We start from the raw sequence: 17,187 nt of genomic DNA on the forward strand, positions 1-17,187 counted from the left end.
GATAGCCGATAGCCGTTAGCTGATGAGTTCCAGAAAATGGAATACTGAAATCAAAACGTTTCCATTTTGATTGATCGTCGCAGCCAAGATAATCACTCCCATCCGCAGGCAGCGCGCCTGCAGTTTTCCGGAGTGAACAATGAGCACGAACATCGCAAGCAAGGTTGTCGTCATCACCGGCGCCAGCAGCGGGCTGGGCGAAGCCACCGCGCATCACCTGGGCGCGGCGGGCGCCTCGCTGGTGCTGGCCGCGCGTCGCGGCGACCGCCTGGAATCCCTGGCGGCCGAGATCCGCGCCAAGGGCGGCAAGGTGGAGGTGGTGGTAGCCGACGTGAGCCGGCGCGCCGATGTCGAGGCCTTGGTGCAAAAGGCCGTGGCCAGCTTCGGCCGCATCGATGTCATGATCAACAACGCGGGCCTCATGGCCATCGCCCCCATGAGCGAGGCCAAGGTCGAGGAATGGGAGCGCATGATCGACATCAACATCAAGGGCGTGCTGTATGGCATCGCCGCCGCGCTGCCAGTGTTCCAGAAGCAGGGCACGGGGCACTTCATCAATATTGCCTCGGTCGCGGGCGTAAAGGTGTTCAGCCCGGGCGGCACGGTGTACAGCGGTACCAAGTTCGCGGTGCGCGCCATTTCCGAAGGCCTGCGGCATGAAACCGGCGGCGCGATCCGCACCACGGTGATTTCGCCGGGCGCGGTCGACTCGGAGCTCAAGCTGGGCAGCTCCCACGCGGAAAGCGCCAAGGTGGTGGGCGAGTTCTATCAGCAAGCCATCCCGGCCGATTCGGTGGCGCGCGCTATCGCCTATGCGATCGAGCAGCCGGCCGACGTGGATATCAACGAGATTGTGCTGCGCCCGACCGTGCAGGAATTCTGAGCATTGCGGGCAACAAGGCCGCGCCCCTGTGGATCAGGCAGCGCGCGGTGTCTTTCGGCTGCGCATGGCCGAGGGGCGCACCTGCTGCAGGGTGCGCAGGCTCTGGATGGCATCTTCGATCGCCTCGATGCCTTGAGTGAGGCGATCGCGCGCCTGGCCCAGCGCGGTCTGGGTCTCGGCGTCGAAGATCGCCAGGTGATCAAGCGAATCGACCTCGGCCTGCAACTGGCCGACGAGCCGTCGCAACTGCGCGGTGCTGTGTGAGGCGGTGGAACGGATTGCCATTGCGGTCTCCGGAAAGGCAGGGCGCACACTCGTAAGGTAGAACGTATGCACCGGAAAGGACAAACACTTTCTCGGCGCATCCGATCGTTTTACGCGTCAGGCATCAGTCTGGAAACAGTTGGGCAAGACATCGCAAACCACAGCAAGTCGAGGGCACGAATCGCGCCATGCAATGGCATGATCCTTGCTGCCGCAAAAGCCTGTGCCGCGGCCCTTGGCGCGCACGCACGGCACATGCGCCACGCAGCTATGCAGCGAGTGCGTTCGCTAGTGGCTTGGCGTTGCGCACAATCGCCGCAATGGCCGCGCCCACGTCATCCGTGCGCGCTTCGCCGCCCAGGTCCGGCGTGCGCGGACCCTGCGCCAGCACGGCCTCGATAGCCTGCACGATGGCATCGTGCGCTTCGCGGTAGCGTGCGCTGTCGGCCGCCGCCAAGCCTTCGGTGCTGCTGAGGAAGTCCAGCATCAGCGCACCCGACCAGATCATCGCGATCGGGTTGGCGATGGCCTTGCCGTAGATGTCCGGCGCCGAACCATGGACCGGCTCGAACAGCGAGGGAAACGTGCGGTCCGGGTTGAGATTGGCCGAAGGCGCCAGCCCGATGGTGCCGGCGCAGGCGGGGCCCAGGTCGGAGAGGATGTCGCCGAACAGGTTGGAAGCCACCACCACATCGAAGCGGTCTGGTTGCAGCACGAAGCGCGCCGTGAGGATGTCGATGTGCTGCCGGTCAACCGTCACATCCGGGTAGTGCTTTGCCATGGCGTCGGCGCGTTCGTCCCAGTACGGCATGCTGACCGCGATGCCGTTGGACTTGGTCGCCACCGTGAGGTGGCGGCGCGGCCGCGATTGCGCCAGCGCGAAGGCGTAGCGCAGCACGCGGTCGGTGCCCACGCGGCTGAACACGGATTCCTGCAACACCACCTCGCGCTGCGTGCCCTCGAACATGCGGCCGCCCAGCGAGGTGTATTCCCCCTCGGTGTTCTCGCGCACCACGAAGAAATCGATGTCGCCCGGCTTGCGGTTGGCCAGCGGGCAAGGCACGCCCTCGAATAGCCGCACCGGGCGCAGGTTCACGTACTGGTCGAACTCGCGCCGGAACTTCAGCAGCGAGCCCCACAGCGAGACATGATCCGGCACTTTGGCCGGCCAGCCCACCGCGCCGAAATACAACGCGTCGAACCCTTCCAGTTGCTCACGCCAGTCCGCCGGCATCATCGCGCCGGTTTGCAGGTAGTAGTCGCAGTGCGCCCAGTCGAAGCGGACGAATTCAAGCGCCAGCGAGTAGCGCTCGGCGGCGGCTTCCAGCACGCGCAGGCCTTCGGGCATGACTTCATTGCCGATGCCGTCGCCAGGGATGACGGCAATGCGCAGGGGCGTGGGGGAGGTCGGGTTCACGTTGGAGTCCTCACTGATGGGATCGGGGAGGCCCATGGTAAGCAACTTCAGGCGGAATATAATCGGCCAAACTGTAATGCCATAAAACACACATCGTGAAGAATGACGTGCTCAACGAGGACCTGCGGGTCTTCATCGAAGTGGCGCGCAAGTCCAGCTTTGCCGCCGCTGCCGAGGCACTCGGCGTTTCGCCTGCCTATATCAGCAAGCGGATCCAGCTGCTCGAAGCCGCACTTGCGGTCAAGTTGTTTCACCGCACTACCCGCCGCGTGGTAGTGAGCGACGATGGCGAGCGGGTGTATGCGCTGGCGCAGCGTATCCTCGACGATGTGGACCGTCTCTACGAGGAAGTCTCCAGCGCGCGCCGCGAGCCGCGTGGCCTGCTGCGGGTTTGCTCCAGCTTCGGCTTCGGCCGCGTCGTCGTGGCGCCGGCGATCTCGGAGTTGTCTATGCGCTATCCCGCGCTCCAGGTGCGCTTCGAGGTGTTCGACCGGTTGGTGGATGTAGCCACGGAAGGCTTCGACCTCGATATCCGAGTGGGCGATGAGATCGCACCGCACCATATCGCGCGCCGGCTTGGCGACAACCACCGGATCCTGTGCGCGGCCCCCGCCTACCTCGCGCGCCTGGGCCGGCCGCGCACGCTGGCCGACCTCGCCAGCCATGATTGCCTGGTGATCAAGGAGCGCGACCATCCCTTCGGTGTCTGGAAGCTGCGTAACGGGATGAATGGCAACATCGAGCAGACCGTCAAGGTCACCGGGCCGCTCTCGTCCAACCACGGCGAGATCGTGGTGCGCTGGGCGGTCGACGGGCGCGGCATCGTGCTGCGCTCGCTATGGGACGTGGGCCCGCAGTTGGCCACGGGTGAACTTGAGCAGATCCTGCCCGAATGCCATCAAGAGGCGAACATCTGGGCGGTGTACCCGTCGCGCCTGACCACCTCGGCCAAGATCCGGGTTTGCGTGGAATTCTTCGAGGCGTTCTTTCGCGAGCGGGCGGCCTCGCATGGCAGCATGCGAGGCTGATATCGGTCAATTCGGTTGATGCTTGTTGATGCTGGCTGATGCCGCTTAATCCGCGTGGATATTGGCCGCTTGCGCGATCTTGCGCAGGCGCGCGATCTCGCTGGTGACGCGCGCGCGGTATTCGCCGGCGCTGCCGTACTCGGGCTCGAAGCCGTTGGCGGTCATGCTCTGCTGCAGCGCGGGATCCTTCATCATGCTGGCAATGGCGGCGTCCAGCGTCTGGCGCACCGGCGCGGGAATGCCCTTGGGCGCGACGATGGCAAACCAGGTGCTGAGCGACACGCCGGGATAGCCGCTTTCGATCGCCGTGGGCACCTGGGGCAACAGCATCGAACGCGCGGCGCTGGTGACGGCGATGGCCTTGACCTTGCCGCCCTTGATTTGCGGCGCGGCTGCCACCACGGTATCGACCGACAGCGGGATCTGATTGCCGATCAGGTCGGCCATGGCGGGCGCGCTGCCTTTGTACGGTACGTGCAGCAAGCCCATGCCGGTCGCCGCGTTGATCATCTCGCCCGCGAAGTGCGCGGTGGTGCCCGCGCCATAGGAGCCGTAGGACATGCCGCCCGGCGTGGCCTTGGCCTCGGCCACCAGTTGCTTGAGCGTGTCCGCCTTGACCGCCGGATTGGCCAGCAGCACTAGCGCGGTGGAGCCGACCATGCCGAGCGGCTCGAAGCTCTTGAGCGAGTCGTAGGGCAGGCGCGAGTATGTGACCGGATTCACGGTGAACGTGGTGGCGGCACTGAGCAGCAGGGTATAGCCGTCAGGCGTGGCTTTCGCCACATAGTCGGCACCGACGATCGTGCCCGCACCGGCCTTGTTCTCCACCACCACGGATTGCCGCAGCACTTCGCCCAGCTTGCGCGCCACCAGGCGGGCCAGCACATCCGTGGAGCCGCCCGGGGGAAACGGCACTACCAGCTTGACCGGCTTGTCCGGGTACGTCTGGGCCAGCGCCGGCCCGGCAGCCGCCAGTGCTGCGCAGGCGGCGGCACCGCCAATGATGCATCGGGCCACGCCGCTGGTCATGCCCAGCGTCCATCTTGTCATGTGCGTTGCAAACATCTGTGTTTCCCCTTGTGTTGCGATCAATGTGGTCGATGTTGTCGAAATGGTCAATGTGGCCCGGTGCGCCGGTCCTGGCCGGCGCCGCCGTGGTGGCTTACAGCGCCGGGCGGATGCGCCCGGCAGGATTGGCCTGCTCGAACAGTTGCGCAAACGCCAGCAGCGCGCGCTCGCCGCGATACTTGCCGACGATCTGCAAGCCCACCGGCAAGCCGTCGTCGGTAAAGCCGCAGGGCACCGAGATGGCGGGATGGCCCGTGATGGTGATGCGGTAGCACGAGCGCATCCAGCCGATATAGCTAGGCATCTGCACGCCTTCGATGCGCTGCGGATACTCGGTTTCGACGGCGAACGGCGTCACCTGCGACACCGGCGCGATCAGGAAATCGTAACGCGCCAGCAACGCCTGCATGCGTGCAAACATGCGGCTGTGGGCCCGCGCGGCTTCCGCCATCGCGGCGCCGTCCTGGGCCAGGCCCAGATCGATGTTCCAGCGCACGGTTTCCTTCATCTGTTCGCCATGCTCGGTGCGCGCCGCGCCGTAATTGGTGGCGAACGCCAGCGCGCGCAGCACCTCGAAGGCGTGGTCGGCCCCGCTGAAATCCGGCTCCGCCTCGTCCACCGTGCAGCCCAGCGCCTGGCACTGGCGAATCCCCTCCTGCAGCATGCGGCTCACCGCCGGCTCGAACGGCAGCCCGCCGAGCGTCGGGCTGACCGCCACGCGCAGGCCCTTGCCATCGATCCGGGGCAGGGTGGCGAAATCGCTGGCGTCGGCAGCGATTGCCAGCGGGTCGGCCGGATCGTCGCCGGCCAGCACGCTGAACATCAGCGCCACATCCGCCACCGAGCGGCCCATCGGCCCGCCCACCGTGAGCGTGTTGAAGGCATGGTTGGCCGGCGTCATCGGCACGCGGCCGATCGACGCTCGCAAGCCCACCACGTTGCAGAAGCTGGCCGGGTTGCGCAGCGAACCGCCCATGTCCGAGCCATCGGCCAACGCGACCATGCCCGCGGCCAGCGCCGCCGCGCTGCCACCACTGCTGCCACCCGCCGATACGTCCTGGCGGTAGGGGTTGCGCGTGGCGCCGAACACGGCATTGAAGGTGTGCGAGCCCGCGCCGAACTCCGGCAGGTTGGTCTTGCCCAGCATGATGGCGCCCGCCGCCCGCTGGCGCGCCACCACGGCACTGTCCTGCGCCGGCACGAAATCCCGGTACACGGCGGAGCCAAAGGTCGTGCGCACGCCTGCGCTCAGGAAGGAATCCTTGTGCGCCACGGGCAGGCCAAACAGCGGCCCGGGCACGGCGCCGCGCGCCAGCGCCGTGTCGGCCGCATCGGCCGCTGCCTGTGCCTCGTCGAAGGTGGTGGTGACGATGGCGTTGATGGCCGGGTTGACGCGCTGGATGCGCGCGATATGCGCGTCAACCACTTCGCGCACGCCGAGTTCGCGGGTGCGGATGGCGCGGGCCATTTCCACGGCGCCCAGGTAGCAGATGTCTTCCATGAGGTTACGGTCTCCTTGCTTGGCTATTGCATTTTTGTCGGCGCCCCGCTGCCGCATGCCGCCTTGCATACGCTGCGCGGCGGGGCATGGCGTAACGATAAGGGCAGCCGGGCCGGTTCCCGCGAAGGGGCGTGTCGCAATGCCAACAGCATCTGCGGTCCTTGCATGCCAGTTCACGCCCGCCCGTGGCGTGGCGCGGCGCACTACCCGCACCGCCACGGTGCCGTTTGCGCGAGAACCTGCCGCGCAGGCCGCGCTGCACGGCATTTCGGCACCAATGGCGCTCGGGCCGGTTAGAAAGCTGCTTTCTAAAATCAGCAAGGCAAGTGCAGGCAGGAATTATCATTGTGCAAAGGCCGGTGCGGCATTGCAGCGCGCCGCCCGCCTATCTCACCACCAGCGCGCAAGCCAGAGGCACGGAAGCCGGAAGCAAAACCATGAAGCTCACATCGATCCACGCGGTACCGCTGGCCTATTTCCTGGAGGTGGCGCAGCGCGGTTCGCTCAGCGCGGCCTCTGCCTCGTTGCATGTCGCGGTGTCGGCCATCAGCCGGCAGGTGGCCCGGCTCGAAGCGGAACTCGGTACGGCGCTCTTTGAGCGCGAGCCGCGCGGCATGCGCCTGACCGAGGCCGGACTGGTGGTGCAGCAGTACGGACGCCGCGCCTTCCTCGACGCGCAGACCCTGCAGGCCGATCTCCAGGGCTTGCTTAGCGTGGCGCACAGCAAAGTCAGGCTGGCCTGCACCGACGGCTTTGCGCGGGACTACATGCCTTACGCGATGGCGCTGTTCCAGCGCCGTTTCCCCGGCGTGAGCTTTTCGCTTGAAGTCTGCGCGCCCGCGGTCGCCACGCGCATGGTCCGCGAGGGCACGGTGGACCTGGCGCTGACGTTCGCCATCGCGGCCCAGGAAGGCATCGAAGTTGCCTATTCGGAAGCCGCGCCGGTCTATGCCTATGTAGCGCGCAAGCATCCGCTGGCCGCGCTCAAGCGCGCCAGCCTGAAGGAAGTGGTTGCGTATCCGCTGGCGCTGCCCAGCGAAACCAACACCATCCGGCAACTGTTCGACCTGGCCTGCGGCGTGGAGGGGCTGCGCCCGCGCATATTGCTTAGCAGCAATTCACTGAGCGCGCTGGTGGGCTACCAGGCGTACGCGGACGCGGTGTACCTGACGGGTTCCCTGGCGGTGCGCAACAACCTGCGCGCGGAGCGGCGCGTGCTGGTGCCGATCGCCAGCCGCGCCATGCAGCAGCGCGCGCTGCAGATACAGACCATGGCGGGGCGCCACCTGCCGCCGGCGGTGCGCGCCTTCGTCGAATGGCTCGCCGAGGACATCGCCGGGCGGCGCCGCGCGGTGCCGGACCAGCCGGCACGCCGGCGCGCGGGCCAGCCTCAGGCATGAAACGCCGGCACGGGGCCGGTGCTTAACCCGTCAGCAATCTTGTCGGCGAGTAACCGCACTTTGGATTTGCCGTGCCCGCTGCCTATGATGGAGAAACGTATCCGGAGCACCAAGCTGGCGGGTGCGGATCATAGCCAGCGGCCATCGCGCCAAGGAGGGCGGACATGTCAAACCACACCTACAAACTGGTCGAGATCGTGGGCTCGTCGCCGGACGGCTGCGACGCGGCGATCCGTAGCGCCATCGAGAAGGCGAGCGAGACCATCAAGCATATCGACTGGTTCGAAGTGGTTGAGACACGCGGGCACATCGCGGACGGCAAGGTTGCGCACTTCCAGGTCACGCTGAAGATTGGGTTTCGCGTGAGCTGAGCTGCGCGGCATCGTCCGCGTGGCTATACAACTGGTTCAGCGCTGCGTCGGGCGCGTCGCGCAGGAAGGCGAGCATCTTGTCGATGAAGGGCGCATTGGCGGTGCGTGGCACTTGCCGCACCCAGCGGATGGCCTCGTGTTCCTGGCCGCATAGCGCCAGCGCGCGGGCGTAGTTGAACTGGCCGCGAAAATCGCCGCCTTCGGCGGCGCGGCGGTAGTAGTCCATTGCCACGGCTGCGTCGCGTTCTACTTCCCAGCCGTCCTCGTAGAAGCCGCCCACGATATTGAGCGACTTGGCGTGCCCCATGTCGGCGGCCCGCAGATACCAGTCGAGCGCTTGTGGGCGGCTGGCGGCAATGCCGCGGCCCAGCACCAGCGCGGTTGCCAGGTTGTACATGCCCCAGTCGGAGCCGCGCTGCGCCGCGAGCGTGTACCACTGCGCTGCCGCGTGATCGTCCTGCAGCGTGCCCCAGGCGTTTTCGTAGCAACGGCCAGTCATGTTCGAGGCCCCGGCGTGGCCGGCGTGCGCGGCGTGCTTGAACCACGCGAAGGCGCGGGCTTCGTCGCGCTCGACGCCGTGGCCGGCGAGAAACCACTGGCCGAGAATCATTTGCGCTTCGAGGTTGCCTTGCACGGCGGCGCCGCCCAGCCAGGGCAGCGCCAGGTGTGGCGGCTCGCGCAGCTTGTCGGCCAGGCCGTTGGGGCCAAGCTGGTCAAGCTCTCCGGGAGAGACGATGCGCAAGGAGAGTGTAGCCAGTGTGTCCAGTGTTTCCGGTGTTTCCATATGGGGCGATAAAGTAAAAACGGCACACCGTGCCGCAAGGGTGGTGTGCCGTGTGCGGGCTGGCCGGCCAGCAAGACCGGTCAGCAGCGCAGGGTTTGCCGAGCGCTTGCCGCCGCTTAATAACGCACGTTGAGGCTCAGGACACCCGAGCGTCCGGGAGCGATCGATGCGTAGTGGCTGGCGAAGGCCTGGTTGTAATAGACCTTGTCGGCCAGGTTGAACACATTGAGCTGCACCGCCACGTTCTTGTTGATGCGATACGAGGCCATCGCATCAAAGCGCCAGTACGAGGGCACCCACTTGTTGGTGGCTTCGCTGCCCCACACCTTGGAGACGTAATACGCACCACCGCCTACCGTGAGGTTGGGGATGATCTGATAGGTGCTCCACACGCTGAAGCTGTCCGCTGGCGTGTTGGGGAAGGACTGGCCGTTGGTGGCGCCGAAGGCCGCACCGGAGCCGCCGTTGTTGCGCAGTTCGCTCTTCAGGTGCGTGTAGCCGCCGAATACGGCCCACTTGTCGGTGACGTTGCCCGAGAAGCCCAGTTCTACGCCGTCCACGCGCTTGTTGCCGGCCATGGCGGCGGTGCCGTCCTGCTGCGTGATGCGCGCATTGGTGGTTTCCACGCGGAAGATCGCGGCGGTCAGCGCCAGGCGCTTGCGCAGCACGTCCCACTTGGTGCCGATCTCGAAGGCGCGGTTCTTTTCCGGTGCGAGGTCGGAGCCGGGATTGCGGCCACTGCGGTCCGGCCCCAGTGCGTTGCCGTCGCTGCCTTGGGCCAGGAAGGAGCCGGCCGGGGTCGACGAGGTGCCGTAGGAGACGTAGAAGCTGGCGTTGTCCACCGGCTTGTAGACCACGCCCAACTGGTAGTTGAACAGGTTGTCGTCGCGCGAGTACTCGGCGCGGGTGCCGTTGGCGGCGCGGGCGGCCTGGAACTCGGTGCTGTAGCGGTCAAAGCGCACGCCGGCGTTGAGCAGCCACTGCTTGTTCAGCTCGATCGAATCGAAGGCGTAGACCGAGCTGGTGTTGGTCTTCGAGTTGGTCGGGTTGTTCGCGCGGCTGATGGCGCCCGCCCATGGGTCGTTGGGGTTCGGGTTGTACAGCGTGGTGCAGTTGTAGCCGCCGGCAGCGCCCGGGCCGCTCGGGCAGCGGTTGCTGCCGGTCGCCACGTTGTAGCTGTCGTTCTCGCTCTTCTCTTGCGCGAACTCCACGCCGAAGGCGTACTTGTGCTTGATCGTGCCGGTGGCGAACTCACCCGACAGGTCGGTCTGGTTGGCAATGGTGTTGGCGGTGGCCACACGCGTATTGGCGCGGCGCCAGATCATGCCGTAGTACAGATTGCCCTGGCTGTCGTCCGGCTGGGTCCAGATGAAGTCCTGACTGGTCTTGGCAATACGGGTCTGGTTGCGGAACTTGAGCGCGGGGCTGAAATCGTGCTCGAAGCGGATGGTGCCCATATCGGCCTTATCCTTGCGGAAGTCGCGATCGGACAAGCCGTAATAGGTGTTGCGCGGCACGTTCACCGGCGAGCCGTCGCCGGCAACGCTCAGGCGCGGGCGGCCATCGGTGCGGCGATTGAAGGTGGGGTTGTTGTACGGGATGCCGGTGTCGGGGATATCGTCCGACTGCATGTGGTAGTAGGACAGCGTCAGGCGGGTGTCGGTACCCAGGCCGAAGGCCACGGAGGGCGCAAAGCCCCAGCGACTCTGGTGCGTGGTATCGCGCCCGGCGACGCCGGCATCGTGATACATGGCGTTCAGGCGGAAAGCCGCGTGGTCAGCGAACTTCCAGTTGCCGTCGACCGTGGCGCGCTTGTAGTCTGCGTTGCCGACGCCAATGTTGCCTTCGGCGAAGCTGGTCAGCTTGGGCGCCTTGCTGACGATATTGATGCTGCCGCCGGCCGAGCCGCGGCCGTCGTAGGCGCCGGCCGGGCCCTTGGTGACCTCGACGGATTCGACGTTGAACAGCTCGCGGCTTTGCGAGCCGATGTCGCGGAAGCCATCCAGGAAGGTGCTGGCCTGCGCATCGTAGCCACGGATAAAGGGCCGGTCGCCAACCGGGTTGCCGCCTTCGCCGGCACCGAAGGAGATTCCGGGTACCGTACGCAGCACATCGCTCAGGCTGGTCGAGCCGGTGCTCTGGATCACTTCCTGCGGAATGATGGTGATCGACTTGGGTGTATCGAGCAGGGCGGCGGGCGTCTTGATCGACGATGCGGTGTCCGCCTTGAAGCCGCTTTCGTTGGCGCCACTGACGGTTACCGCGGGCAATTCCACGGCGGCAACGGTCGTGCTGACCGATTGGGCAGCCACCGGCGCGGCTGCGACCGCCATGCCAACGGCACCGGAAAGGCGCGGGATGACGTTATGTTTCTTGTTCTTCCGGACGACAAAAGCGGTCTGCACGAATTCCCCCGATTTCTTGAATGATGTTGCGAATGAGAGGGATTATCATTTGCGTTTCATATGTCAGTCAAGACATACATGCATAGCGTCTGTAGCGAAAACGTTACATGTTGGGGGTTGCGGTATGGGAATACATGCCGTGGCGCGAGCGGCTCCCGCGCGCCACGGCGGCGACCCACCTCGGCTCAGTAGCGCAGGTTGACGTTGAAAATGGCGGCGCGGAGGCAACGCGGAGCCCGCGCTGGTCGGCGCGATCCCGCTCGGCTCGCTGCCCTGGCCGACCACGGCGCCGGCTGCCGTGGACGAGGTGCCGTAGGACAAGTAGACACTGGCGTTTTCCGCCGGCTTGTAGACCATGCCGAGCTGATAGTTGAAGAGGTTGTCGTCACGCGTGTGCGTGCTGCGTGGGCCGACGCCACCGTTGGCGCCGGCCGGCCCGCTGGTAACCTCGACCGACTCGATGTTGAACATCTCGCGCGATGGCGCGCCGATGTCGCGCATGCCATCCAGGAAGGTGCTGGCCTGCGCATCGTAGCCACGGATAAAGGGCCGGCCGCCAACCGGGTTGCCGCCTTCGCCCGCGCCAAATGCAATGCCGGGCACGGTGCGCAGCGCCTCGGCGAGGCTGGTGGAGGCGGTGCGCCATCACCTATTCAAACTGATAGGAGTAAGTCGCGTTCAGGCGCGGCGACCGGCGCGCGGCATTGGTCGGCTTGTCGCCAACCGGCTGCGCCACCGAGACATCCAGCGTGTAGTAGCGCCGGTCCGAGAAGCGCAGGCCGATGGCCACCGATTGCAGCGTGCGGTGCACCAGCGACAAACTGTTCGAGTACACGCGCGCCATGTCAGTCAGCACGTAAGGCTGCACGGTCTTCAGGTAGGTCAGGCCGGGCGTAAAGAGGCGGTTGATCTCAGCCGACGCGCCCCAGCCCTTGTCGCCCGCCACCTCGCCCGCCGGATAGCCGAGCCCGAAGAAGCGGCCGCCAAAGCTGATCTGCTCGCTCGACGCCAGGCGCTGCCCGCTGTACTGGCCCGCCGCGGATACCGCTACGCCGAAGCCCCAGGGCAAGTCGGTGGCCTGCGACACCACTAGCCGGCTGCGCACGAAGTCCAGGTCGTTGACGTTGTTCTCACGGCTCGCGCCGAGCGCGTTCATGCCTTTGTAGACGCCTAGCGTGGCACTGCGGGTCTGGCCCTCCTGCCGCTGCACATAGGCGAGTTCCGCGCTCAGCACGCGCACGTGCGTGGTCAGCGCGATCTGGCTGCCCGTGCCCGACTGCGTGTAGCGCTCGAACTGGTCGTTGGCATAGAGGCCGCCGGTAGCCGTGAGCGAGTATGCGTTGTTGAGGATCACCGGATAGCTGAGCGTGCCGCCGAGGCGCTTGGTGTCGTTCACGTAGCGCGTATCGAAGCCGATCTGCGCCAGCGTGCCGTTTTGCGGCACGCCACGGTAATGCGAGGCGCTCAGGCGGGCCATCATGCCCTCGGTGCCGATCGGCTGGCCGTAGCTGGCGACGTAGTATTCCTCATGGTCCGGGCCCCGGGGCGCCAGCGCGGAGACCGATATCTGTTCTCCCAGCGGCGTCAGGCTGTTGGTGGTGGCGGTGAAGATGCCGCGCACGCTCGGATCCTTGTAATCCAAGCCCATGCCAAACGTAAAGGGCTTGCGCTTGACCTCGAGCACCATCTCGCAGGCGCCGTCCGTGGTCTGCGGCGGTTGCACGGTCGCGGCCACCTGCATGCCGGGCTGCAGCGCCAGCACGTTGACGTAATGCTCGAAGGTCTCGCGGCGCAGCGGCTGGTCCTGCATCAATTGCTCTGCGATGGCGCGCAGGCGGCCTTCGGCCGGGCCCGCTTCGCCGCGGATCGTGATGGTGGAAACATGGCCCTCCACCACGGTGACCAGCACATTGCCATTTTCGAAGCTCTGCGCCGGGACAAAGGCGAAGGACAGCGGAAAGCCGCGTTGCTGGTACATCTGGGTGACTTCATTCGCTACCGCCAGCAGCTGGCCCACCGTGATTTCCTTGCCGGCCAGCGGTGCGAACCTGGCTGCGATCTCCGCGAATGGGATCGCCTTCACGCCTTCGATCTGGAATCGCTGCGGCGTGAGCTTGCTGGTGAGCAGGTTTTGCAGCGCGGAGTCTGGCCGTTCGACCTGCACGGTGACATTGCTCTGCGGCGGGCGCGCGGGCGCGATGCTAGGCAAGGTTTGCGTGGGATCGCCCAGGATCGGGCTGCGTGGCTCCGCAAGGATACTGTTGCAGGCGCCGATGCCGAGCAGCAATGTGGCAACACGCAGGTGTGTGTGCGTCATGGTAATACCCCTGGATCCGTAAAAATCAGCATGCGGCTTTAACGCACTGTGCCAATGACGCCAGGGGTGCCGCTACCCTTGGCGCTGCTGCGTGGCCGATCGCGTTCTCTTTTAAAAGGGGCGCGTCGAACGCGCCCCCTTTTTTTAATTCTTACATGCAGGCGCACGAAGCGCGAAGCATGTATTGCCTGCTTGACACTTAGCGCTTGCCGCCGAGGCCGCCCAGCAGGCCACTCACGAGGCCGGTAACCGGCGCCAGTGCGTTGTTGCCCGAGCCGCTGCCGCTGCCTGCGCCATTGCCGCCGGTGACACCAGCGACGATGCCGGTAACCGGTGCGAGCGCATTGCCTGCGCCGCCACCCGAGGCACCGCCAGCTGCGCCGGTGACCGTGCTCACCACGCCGCTGACAAGGTTGGTGACAGGCGCGAGCGGGCTGCTTGCGCTGCCGCTGCCGAGGCCGCCGGTGAGCCCGCCGGTCAGGCCACTGACCAGGCTGGTGACGGGCGCGAGCGGGCCGCTCGCGCTACCACTGCCCAGGCCGCCGGTGAGCCCGCCCGTCAGGCCGCTGACCAGGTTGGTGACAGGCGCGAGCGGGCCGCTTGCGTTGCCACCCGTCAGACCACCCGTGAGGCCGCCCAGCAGGCTCGTGACCGGCGCCAGCGGGTTGCCAGTACCCGTGCCGCTCGGGTTGTAGGCCACGCCGCCAAGCGCGGCCACCGTGCTGCCCGCGCCAGCGACGATGCCGCCCACGCCCGACACCACCGGCGTGTTGGTCTGCTTGATTGTGTTGCCCGCCGTGGCCAGGCCGCCGCCAAGCGTCGCCAGGAGATTGTTGACCGGAGCTCCCAGGCCGGTTGCCGCCCCGAGCGTCTGCGTGGTGCTGGTGAGTTGCGAGGTGAGCGGCACGATGAGCCTGCTGACGCCGCCGGTGAGCTGCTCCACGGGGCCGGTCGAGAGGGCCGCGCCGAGCTGGGCGCCCGCGCCATTGACCGCGGTGCCGACTTGCGAAACCAGTGAGCCCACCGGTGTGGTGACGGCTGCCAGGGGCGACAGCGGACCGCTGCCCAGGCCGCTGACGAGCGAGCCGGCGTTGGTCACGGCATTGCCCACCTGACTGACTACGCCGCCGGTGCTTGCCACCGTGGTGCCGAGCGGGTTGGTGGCATTAGGGATGTTGCCCAGGCCGTTTTGCACGCCGTTGCCCAGGGTGCTGACCGCGGCGCCGAGCGAACCGACCACGCCACCCAGGCCATCCTTGGATTGGGTCGAGAGAATCGGCAGGTTGGTGTTCTTGATCTGCGTGCCGAGGTCGCTCACAGCGTTGCCGGCGGAGGTCACGACGCCACCCGCCTGATCGACGATCTTGCTGGTCGGCGTCAGCGCGGCCGTGTTGCCACCGTTATTGCCACCGTTGTTTCCGCCATTGTTGCCGCCGTTGTTCCCACCGTTATTGCCGCCGTTGCTGCCACCGCCCGTGCTGGCGTTGGTGCCGCTGCCGCCGGCGGTGCCTGCGCTGGTACCGCCGCCATTGCCGGTGCCCGCACCACTGCCGGTATCCATGGACGTTGTGCCACCACCACTTGCGCAACCGCCAAGTGCCAACAGCGAGCCGAGCAGTGCCGTGATGAGGATCTGTTGAGTACGCATGACCTTTTCCCTTTTTTCTTCCCGTCGTGAAATCACGGAGCGCGTGGCGCCTGCCGTGGTGTCACTCCATAGCGCAAAGGGTGTGCCAGTGCGTGCCAGCATGCCGCCGGCTCGTGCGCGGACGCCGGATAAAAACGCGCCAAGCCTTGCCGCGCTTGGGTTTGAAGAGGATGAGACATAGCCGGTAAAGGACCAGACATGAGCGCGCTGTGCGGTGTTTCAGTGTTACGCGTTACGTAACGCCGCGGCGCCGATACGGAACAACGCGGACTTGTTCCCTGCGCCGCTGCCGCATGCCACCGTGTCGGCAACGTGTGGGCAGGCGGTGCGTGCGCAGTTGCGCATCGGGAACATCGAGGGGGGAACATGTTACGTAGCACGTAACACGCCGCGCGGCTTGGGGGCGCCTTGCTGTGCAACGTGACGCGTGACTGGCCCATGTTCGCCATCCCGCGTCAATCAACGGTTTGCGCGGCGGCGCCAGCGGTGATGGCCTGCCTTGCCGACAGCGTGCCATGCAGCTGGCACGCAGCTTGCGGTATTGACTCCCGACAAGCGCGGCGCACAGCGCGGCGCGGAGCAAACGCCTTCGTCGTATTGCGGTATTGCGTTCCGCGCTCAAGGCTTCGCATGCATCGTCCAAGAGCCAATTCGATTGCAGTTCCAAAGGAGAACCTTCCGCGAGGAAGACCAGGAGATCCCATGAAAGCGCATTTCGCCCCGATGTCATCCATGACCCTCGCCTGTGCCGCCGCACTGTTGCTGCTGGCAGGTTGCTCCTCCGGCGGATCCGGCAGCGGCGTGAGCCCCAGCGCCGTCACGCCAACCACGCCCCCTCCGAATACACCGGCTGCGACGCCCGACACCACGCCCACCGCCAAGGTCACTGAAGGCGTGGGCAATACGGTGGTGGCAGCGGGCAATGCGGTGAGCGATATCGGCAAGCAGATCCAGGCTGCGCAAGTGCCGCTGCTGCCTGACGCCACGCGCAACGCGCTCGGCGGCGTAGTGGTAAATGCGGGGAACACGGTTGGCACGCTAGGCGTGGGTGTGCGCGACGGCCTTGGCAAGATGGGTGCAGTCACCGATCCGCTTGGCATCACCGTGTCCAGCACGGGCAACGTGGTGCAGAAAGCCGGCGTCACGGTATCGAGCGCGGGCGATCTCGTGAGCAGCCTCGGCACCGGGCAACTGGCGCCGCTAGGCGCGGTGACCACACCCGTGGGCGGCCTGGTCAATCAGGTTGGCGGCGCGGTGACGATGGCCGGTGGCAAGCTCGGCGAGGCGCTCTCGACCGGCCCCGTGGCGCAAGTCACCGGCAGCGTGAGCAAGGTGATCGTGCCGCTGACCACGCAGGTTACCACCGCTACGCAAACGGTTGGCGGAGCCACCGGCCTTGGCGCGCCGCTGGACAAGCTGCTGGCAACCCTTGGCAACTCCGTGGCCAGCGGCGGCAGCCTGCTGACCAATACCCAGGCCCCATTGGTCTCCAGCCTCGGCGGTGTCGTGACCGAGGCCGGCAAGACCGTCGCCGGGGCCGGCGTGCTGGTGCACGGCAACGGCACCGGCGGCAATCCGCTCGGCGGGTTGCTCGGCAACCTGCCTCTTGGCGGCATCGCGGGCGGTTCCAGCTCGGGCACGGGCGCAGGCGCGGCAGGCATGCTGGCTCCCGTGACAGGCTTGCTGGGGGGCGTGACGGGTGGTGCTGCCGCGGGCACTGGCACTGCCGGCGCGCTGGGACCTTTGGCCGGTTTGCTGGCGCCTGTGACGGGCGTGCTGAGCGGCGCGCGCAACGCTGCAGCGGGTGCGGCTACGACGACATCGAGCACGCCGAACACGCCGGGGCTGACCAATCTGCTCGGTGGCCTGGCTCGTTAATTGTTGATCTGAATACGTCGAATACGTCGATACGTCTTTACGGTGCGCAGTTGTCCTTACCCCGCGGCTGCGCATCCTTTTACATCACACCGCGCCAAATGGCTCACCCGAACGGGTGTGGTATTTGACGCGAGTAGAACTTTTGCTCTTTAAAAAACACTGTTTTCAAACGGACGTCAGCCATTATGCTGAGACAACTATAACTCCAAGGGGGGGTATGGTT

General features: G+C 66.1%; 13 protein-coding genes and 1 pseudogene. 5 read left to right on the forward strand and 9 right to left on the reverse strand.

Annotated elements, in window-relative coordinates:
- Window positions 1-139 precede the first annotated feature (139 nt).
- Window positions 140-883 (forward strand): SDR family oxidoreductase, encoded by a 744-nt coding sequence (locus AC1RQC_RS05920; protein ID WP_492882685.1) that lies wholly within the window; start codon window positions 140-142, stop codon window positions 881-883.
- Window positions 884-916: 33 nt separating this feature from the next.
- Here the strand turns inward: AC1RQC_RS05920 and AC1RQC_RS05925 are convergent, their stop codons facing one another.
- Window positions 917-1,168 (reverse strand): hypothetical protein, encoded by a 252-nt coding sequence (locus AC1RQC_RS05925; protein WP_006163098.1) that lies wholly within the window; start codon window positions 1,166-1,168, stop codon window positions 917-919.
- Window positions 1,169-1,415: 247 nt separating this feature from the next.
- Complete coding sequence (locus AC1RQC_RS05930) at window positions 1,416-2,600, reverse strand: tartrate dehydrogenase (RefSeq protein WP_492371304.1); 1,185 nt, start codon at window positions 2,598-2,600, stop codon at window positions 1,416-1,418.
- Window positions 2,601-2,659: 59 nt separating this feature from the next.
- Between AC1RQC_RS05930 and AC1RQC_RS05935 the strand changes: the two genes are divergently transcribed.
- Window positions 2,660-3,592 (forward strand): LysR substrate-binding domain-containing protein, encoded by a 933-nt coding sequence (locus AC1RQC_RS05935; RefSeq protein ID WP_492882687.1) that lies wholly within the window; start codon window positions 2,660-2,662, stop codon window positions 3,590-3,592.
- Window positions 3,593-3,637: 45 nt separating this feature from the next.
- Here the strand turns inward: AC1RQC_RS05935 and AC1RQC_RS05940 are convergent, their stop codons facing one another.
- Together AC1RQC_RS05940 and AC1RQC_RS05945 are read right to left on the reverse strand one after the other, a co-directional pair.
- Window positions 3,638-4,642, reverse strand: a complete 1,005-nt coding sequence (locus tag AC1RQC_RS05940; RefSeq protein WP_492371306.1) for a Bug family tripartite tricarboxylate transporter substrate binding protein — start codon at window positions 4,640-4,642, stop codon at window positions 3,638-3,640.
- 112 nt (window positions 4,643-4,754) lie between these two features.
- Window positions 4,755-6,161: an amidase gene (locus tag AC1RQC_RS05945; RefSeq protein WP_492830753.1), complete on the reverse strand. Its 1,407-nt coding sequence runs from the start codon at window positions 6,159-6,161 to the stop codon at window positions 4,755-4,757.
- Between the two features lie 437 nt (window positions 6,162-6,598).
- On the opposite strand from AC1RQC_RS05945, the gene AC1RQC_RS05950 reads away from it, so the two are divergent.
- Together AC1RQC_RS05950 and AC1RQC_RS05955 are read left to right on the forward strand one after the other, a co-directional pair.
- Complete coding sequence (locus AC1RQC_RS05950) at window positions 6,599-7,561, forward strand: LysR family transcriptional regulator (RefSeq protein ID WP_492371308.1); 963 nt, start codon at window positions 6,599-6,601, stop codon at window positions 7,559-7,561.
- Between the two features lie 164 nt (window positions 7,562-7,725).
- Window positions 7,726-7,932, forward strand: a complete 207-nt coding sequence (locus AC1RQC_RS05955; RefSeq protein WP_150991561.1) for a dodecin — start codon at window positions 7,726-7,728, stop codon at window positions 7,930-7,932.
- On the opposite strand, the gene AC1RQC_RS05960 is transcribed toward AC1RQC_RS05955, so the two are convergent.
- From AC1RQC_RS05960 to AC1RQC_RS05980, 5 genes and pseudogenes are all read right to left on the reverse strand, one after another.
- Complete coding sequence (locus AC1RQC_RS05960) at window positions 7,901-8,674, reverse strand: tetratricopeptide repeat protein (protein WP_492387243.1); 774 nt, start codon at window positions 8,672-8,674, stop codon at window positions 7,901-7,903. The genes AC1RQC_RS05955 and AC1RQC_RS05960 overlap by 32 nt on opposite strands.
- A 158-nt stretch (window positions 8,675-8,832) precedes the next feature.
- Complete coding sequence (locus tag AC1RQC_RS05965; protein ID WP_492371310.1) at window positions 8,833-11,049, reverse strand: TonB-dependent receptor; 2,217 nt, start codon at window positions 11,047-11,049, stop codon at window positions 8,833-8,835.
- Window positions 11,050-11,529: 480 nt separating this feature from the next.
- Window positions 11,530-11,760, reverse strand: a pseudogene (locus AC1RQC_RS05970) (TonB-dependent receptor plug domain-containing protein); the annotation flags it as partial.
- Window positions 11,761-11,770: 10 nt separating this feature from the next.
- Window positions 11,771-13,438: a ShlB/FhaC/HecB family hemolysin secretion/activation protein gene (locus AC1RQC_RS05975; RefSeq protein ID WP_492371311.1), complete on the reverse strand. Its 1,668-nt coding sequence runs from the start codon at window positions 13,436-13,438 to the stop codon at window positions 11,771-11,773.
- A gap of 199 nt (window positions 13,439-13,637) precedes the next feature.
- Window positions 13,638-15,086 carry a collagen-like triple helix repeat-containing protein gene (locus tag AC1RQC_RS05980; protein ID WP_492809576.1) on the reverse strand — a complete coding sequence of 483 codons (1,449 nt, stop codon included), beginning with the start codon at window positions 15,084-15,086 and terminating at the stop codon, window positions 13,638-13,640.
- 702 nt (window positions 15,087-15,788) lie between these two features.
- Between AC1RQC_RS05980 and AC1RQC_RS05985 the strand changes: the two genes are divergently transcribed.
- The gene (locus tag AC1RQC_RS05985; RefSeq protein ID WP_492371313.1) at window positions 15,789-16,964 is read left to right on the forward strand and encodes a collagen-like triple helix repeat-containing protein; all 1,176 of its coding nucleotides are present in this window, start codon (window positions 15,789-15,791) and stop codon (window positions 16,962-16,964) included.
- The last annotated feature ends 223 nt before the right edge of the window (window positions 16,965-17,187 follow it).

The organism is Cupriavidus sp. GW822-FHT03E04, from assembly GCF_058801495.1.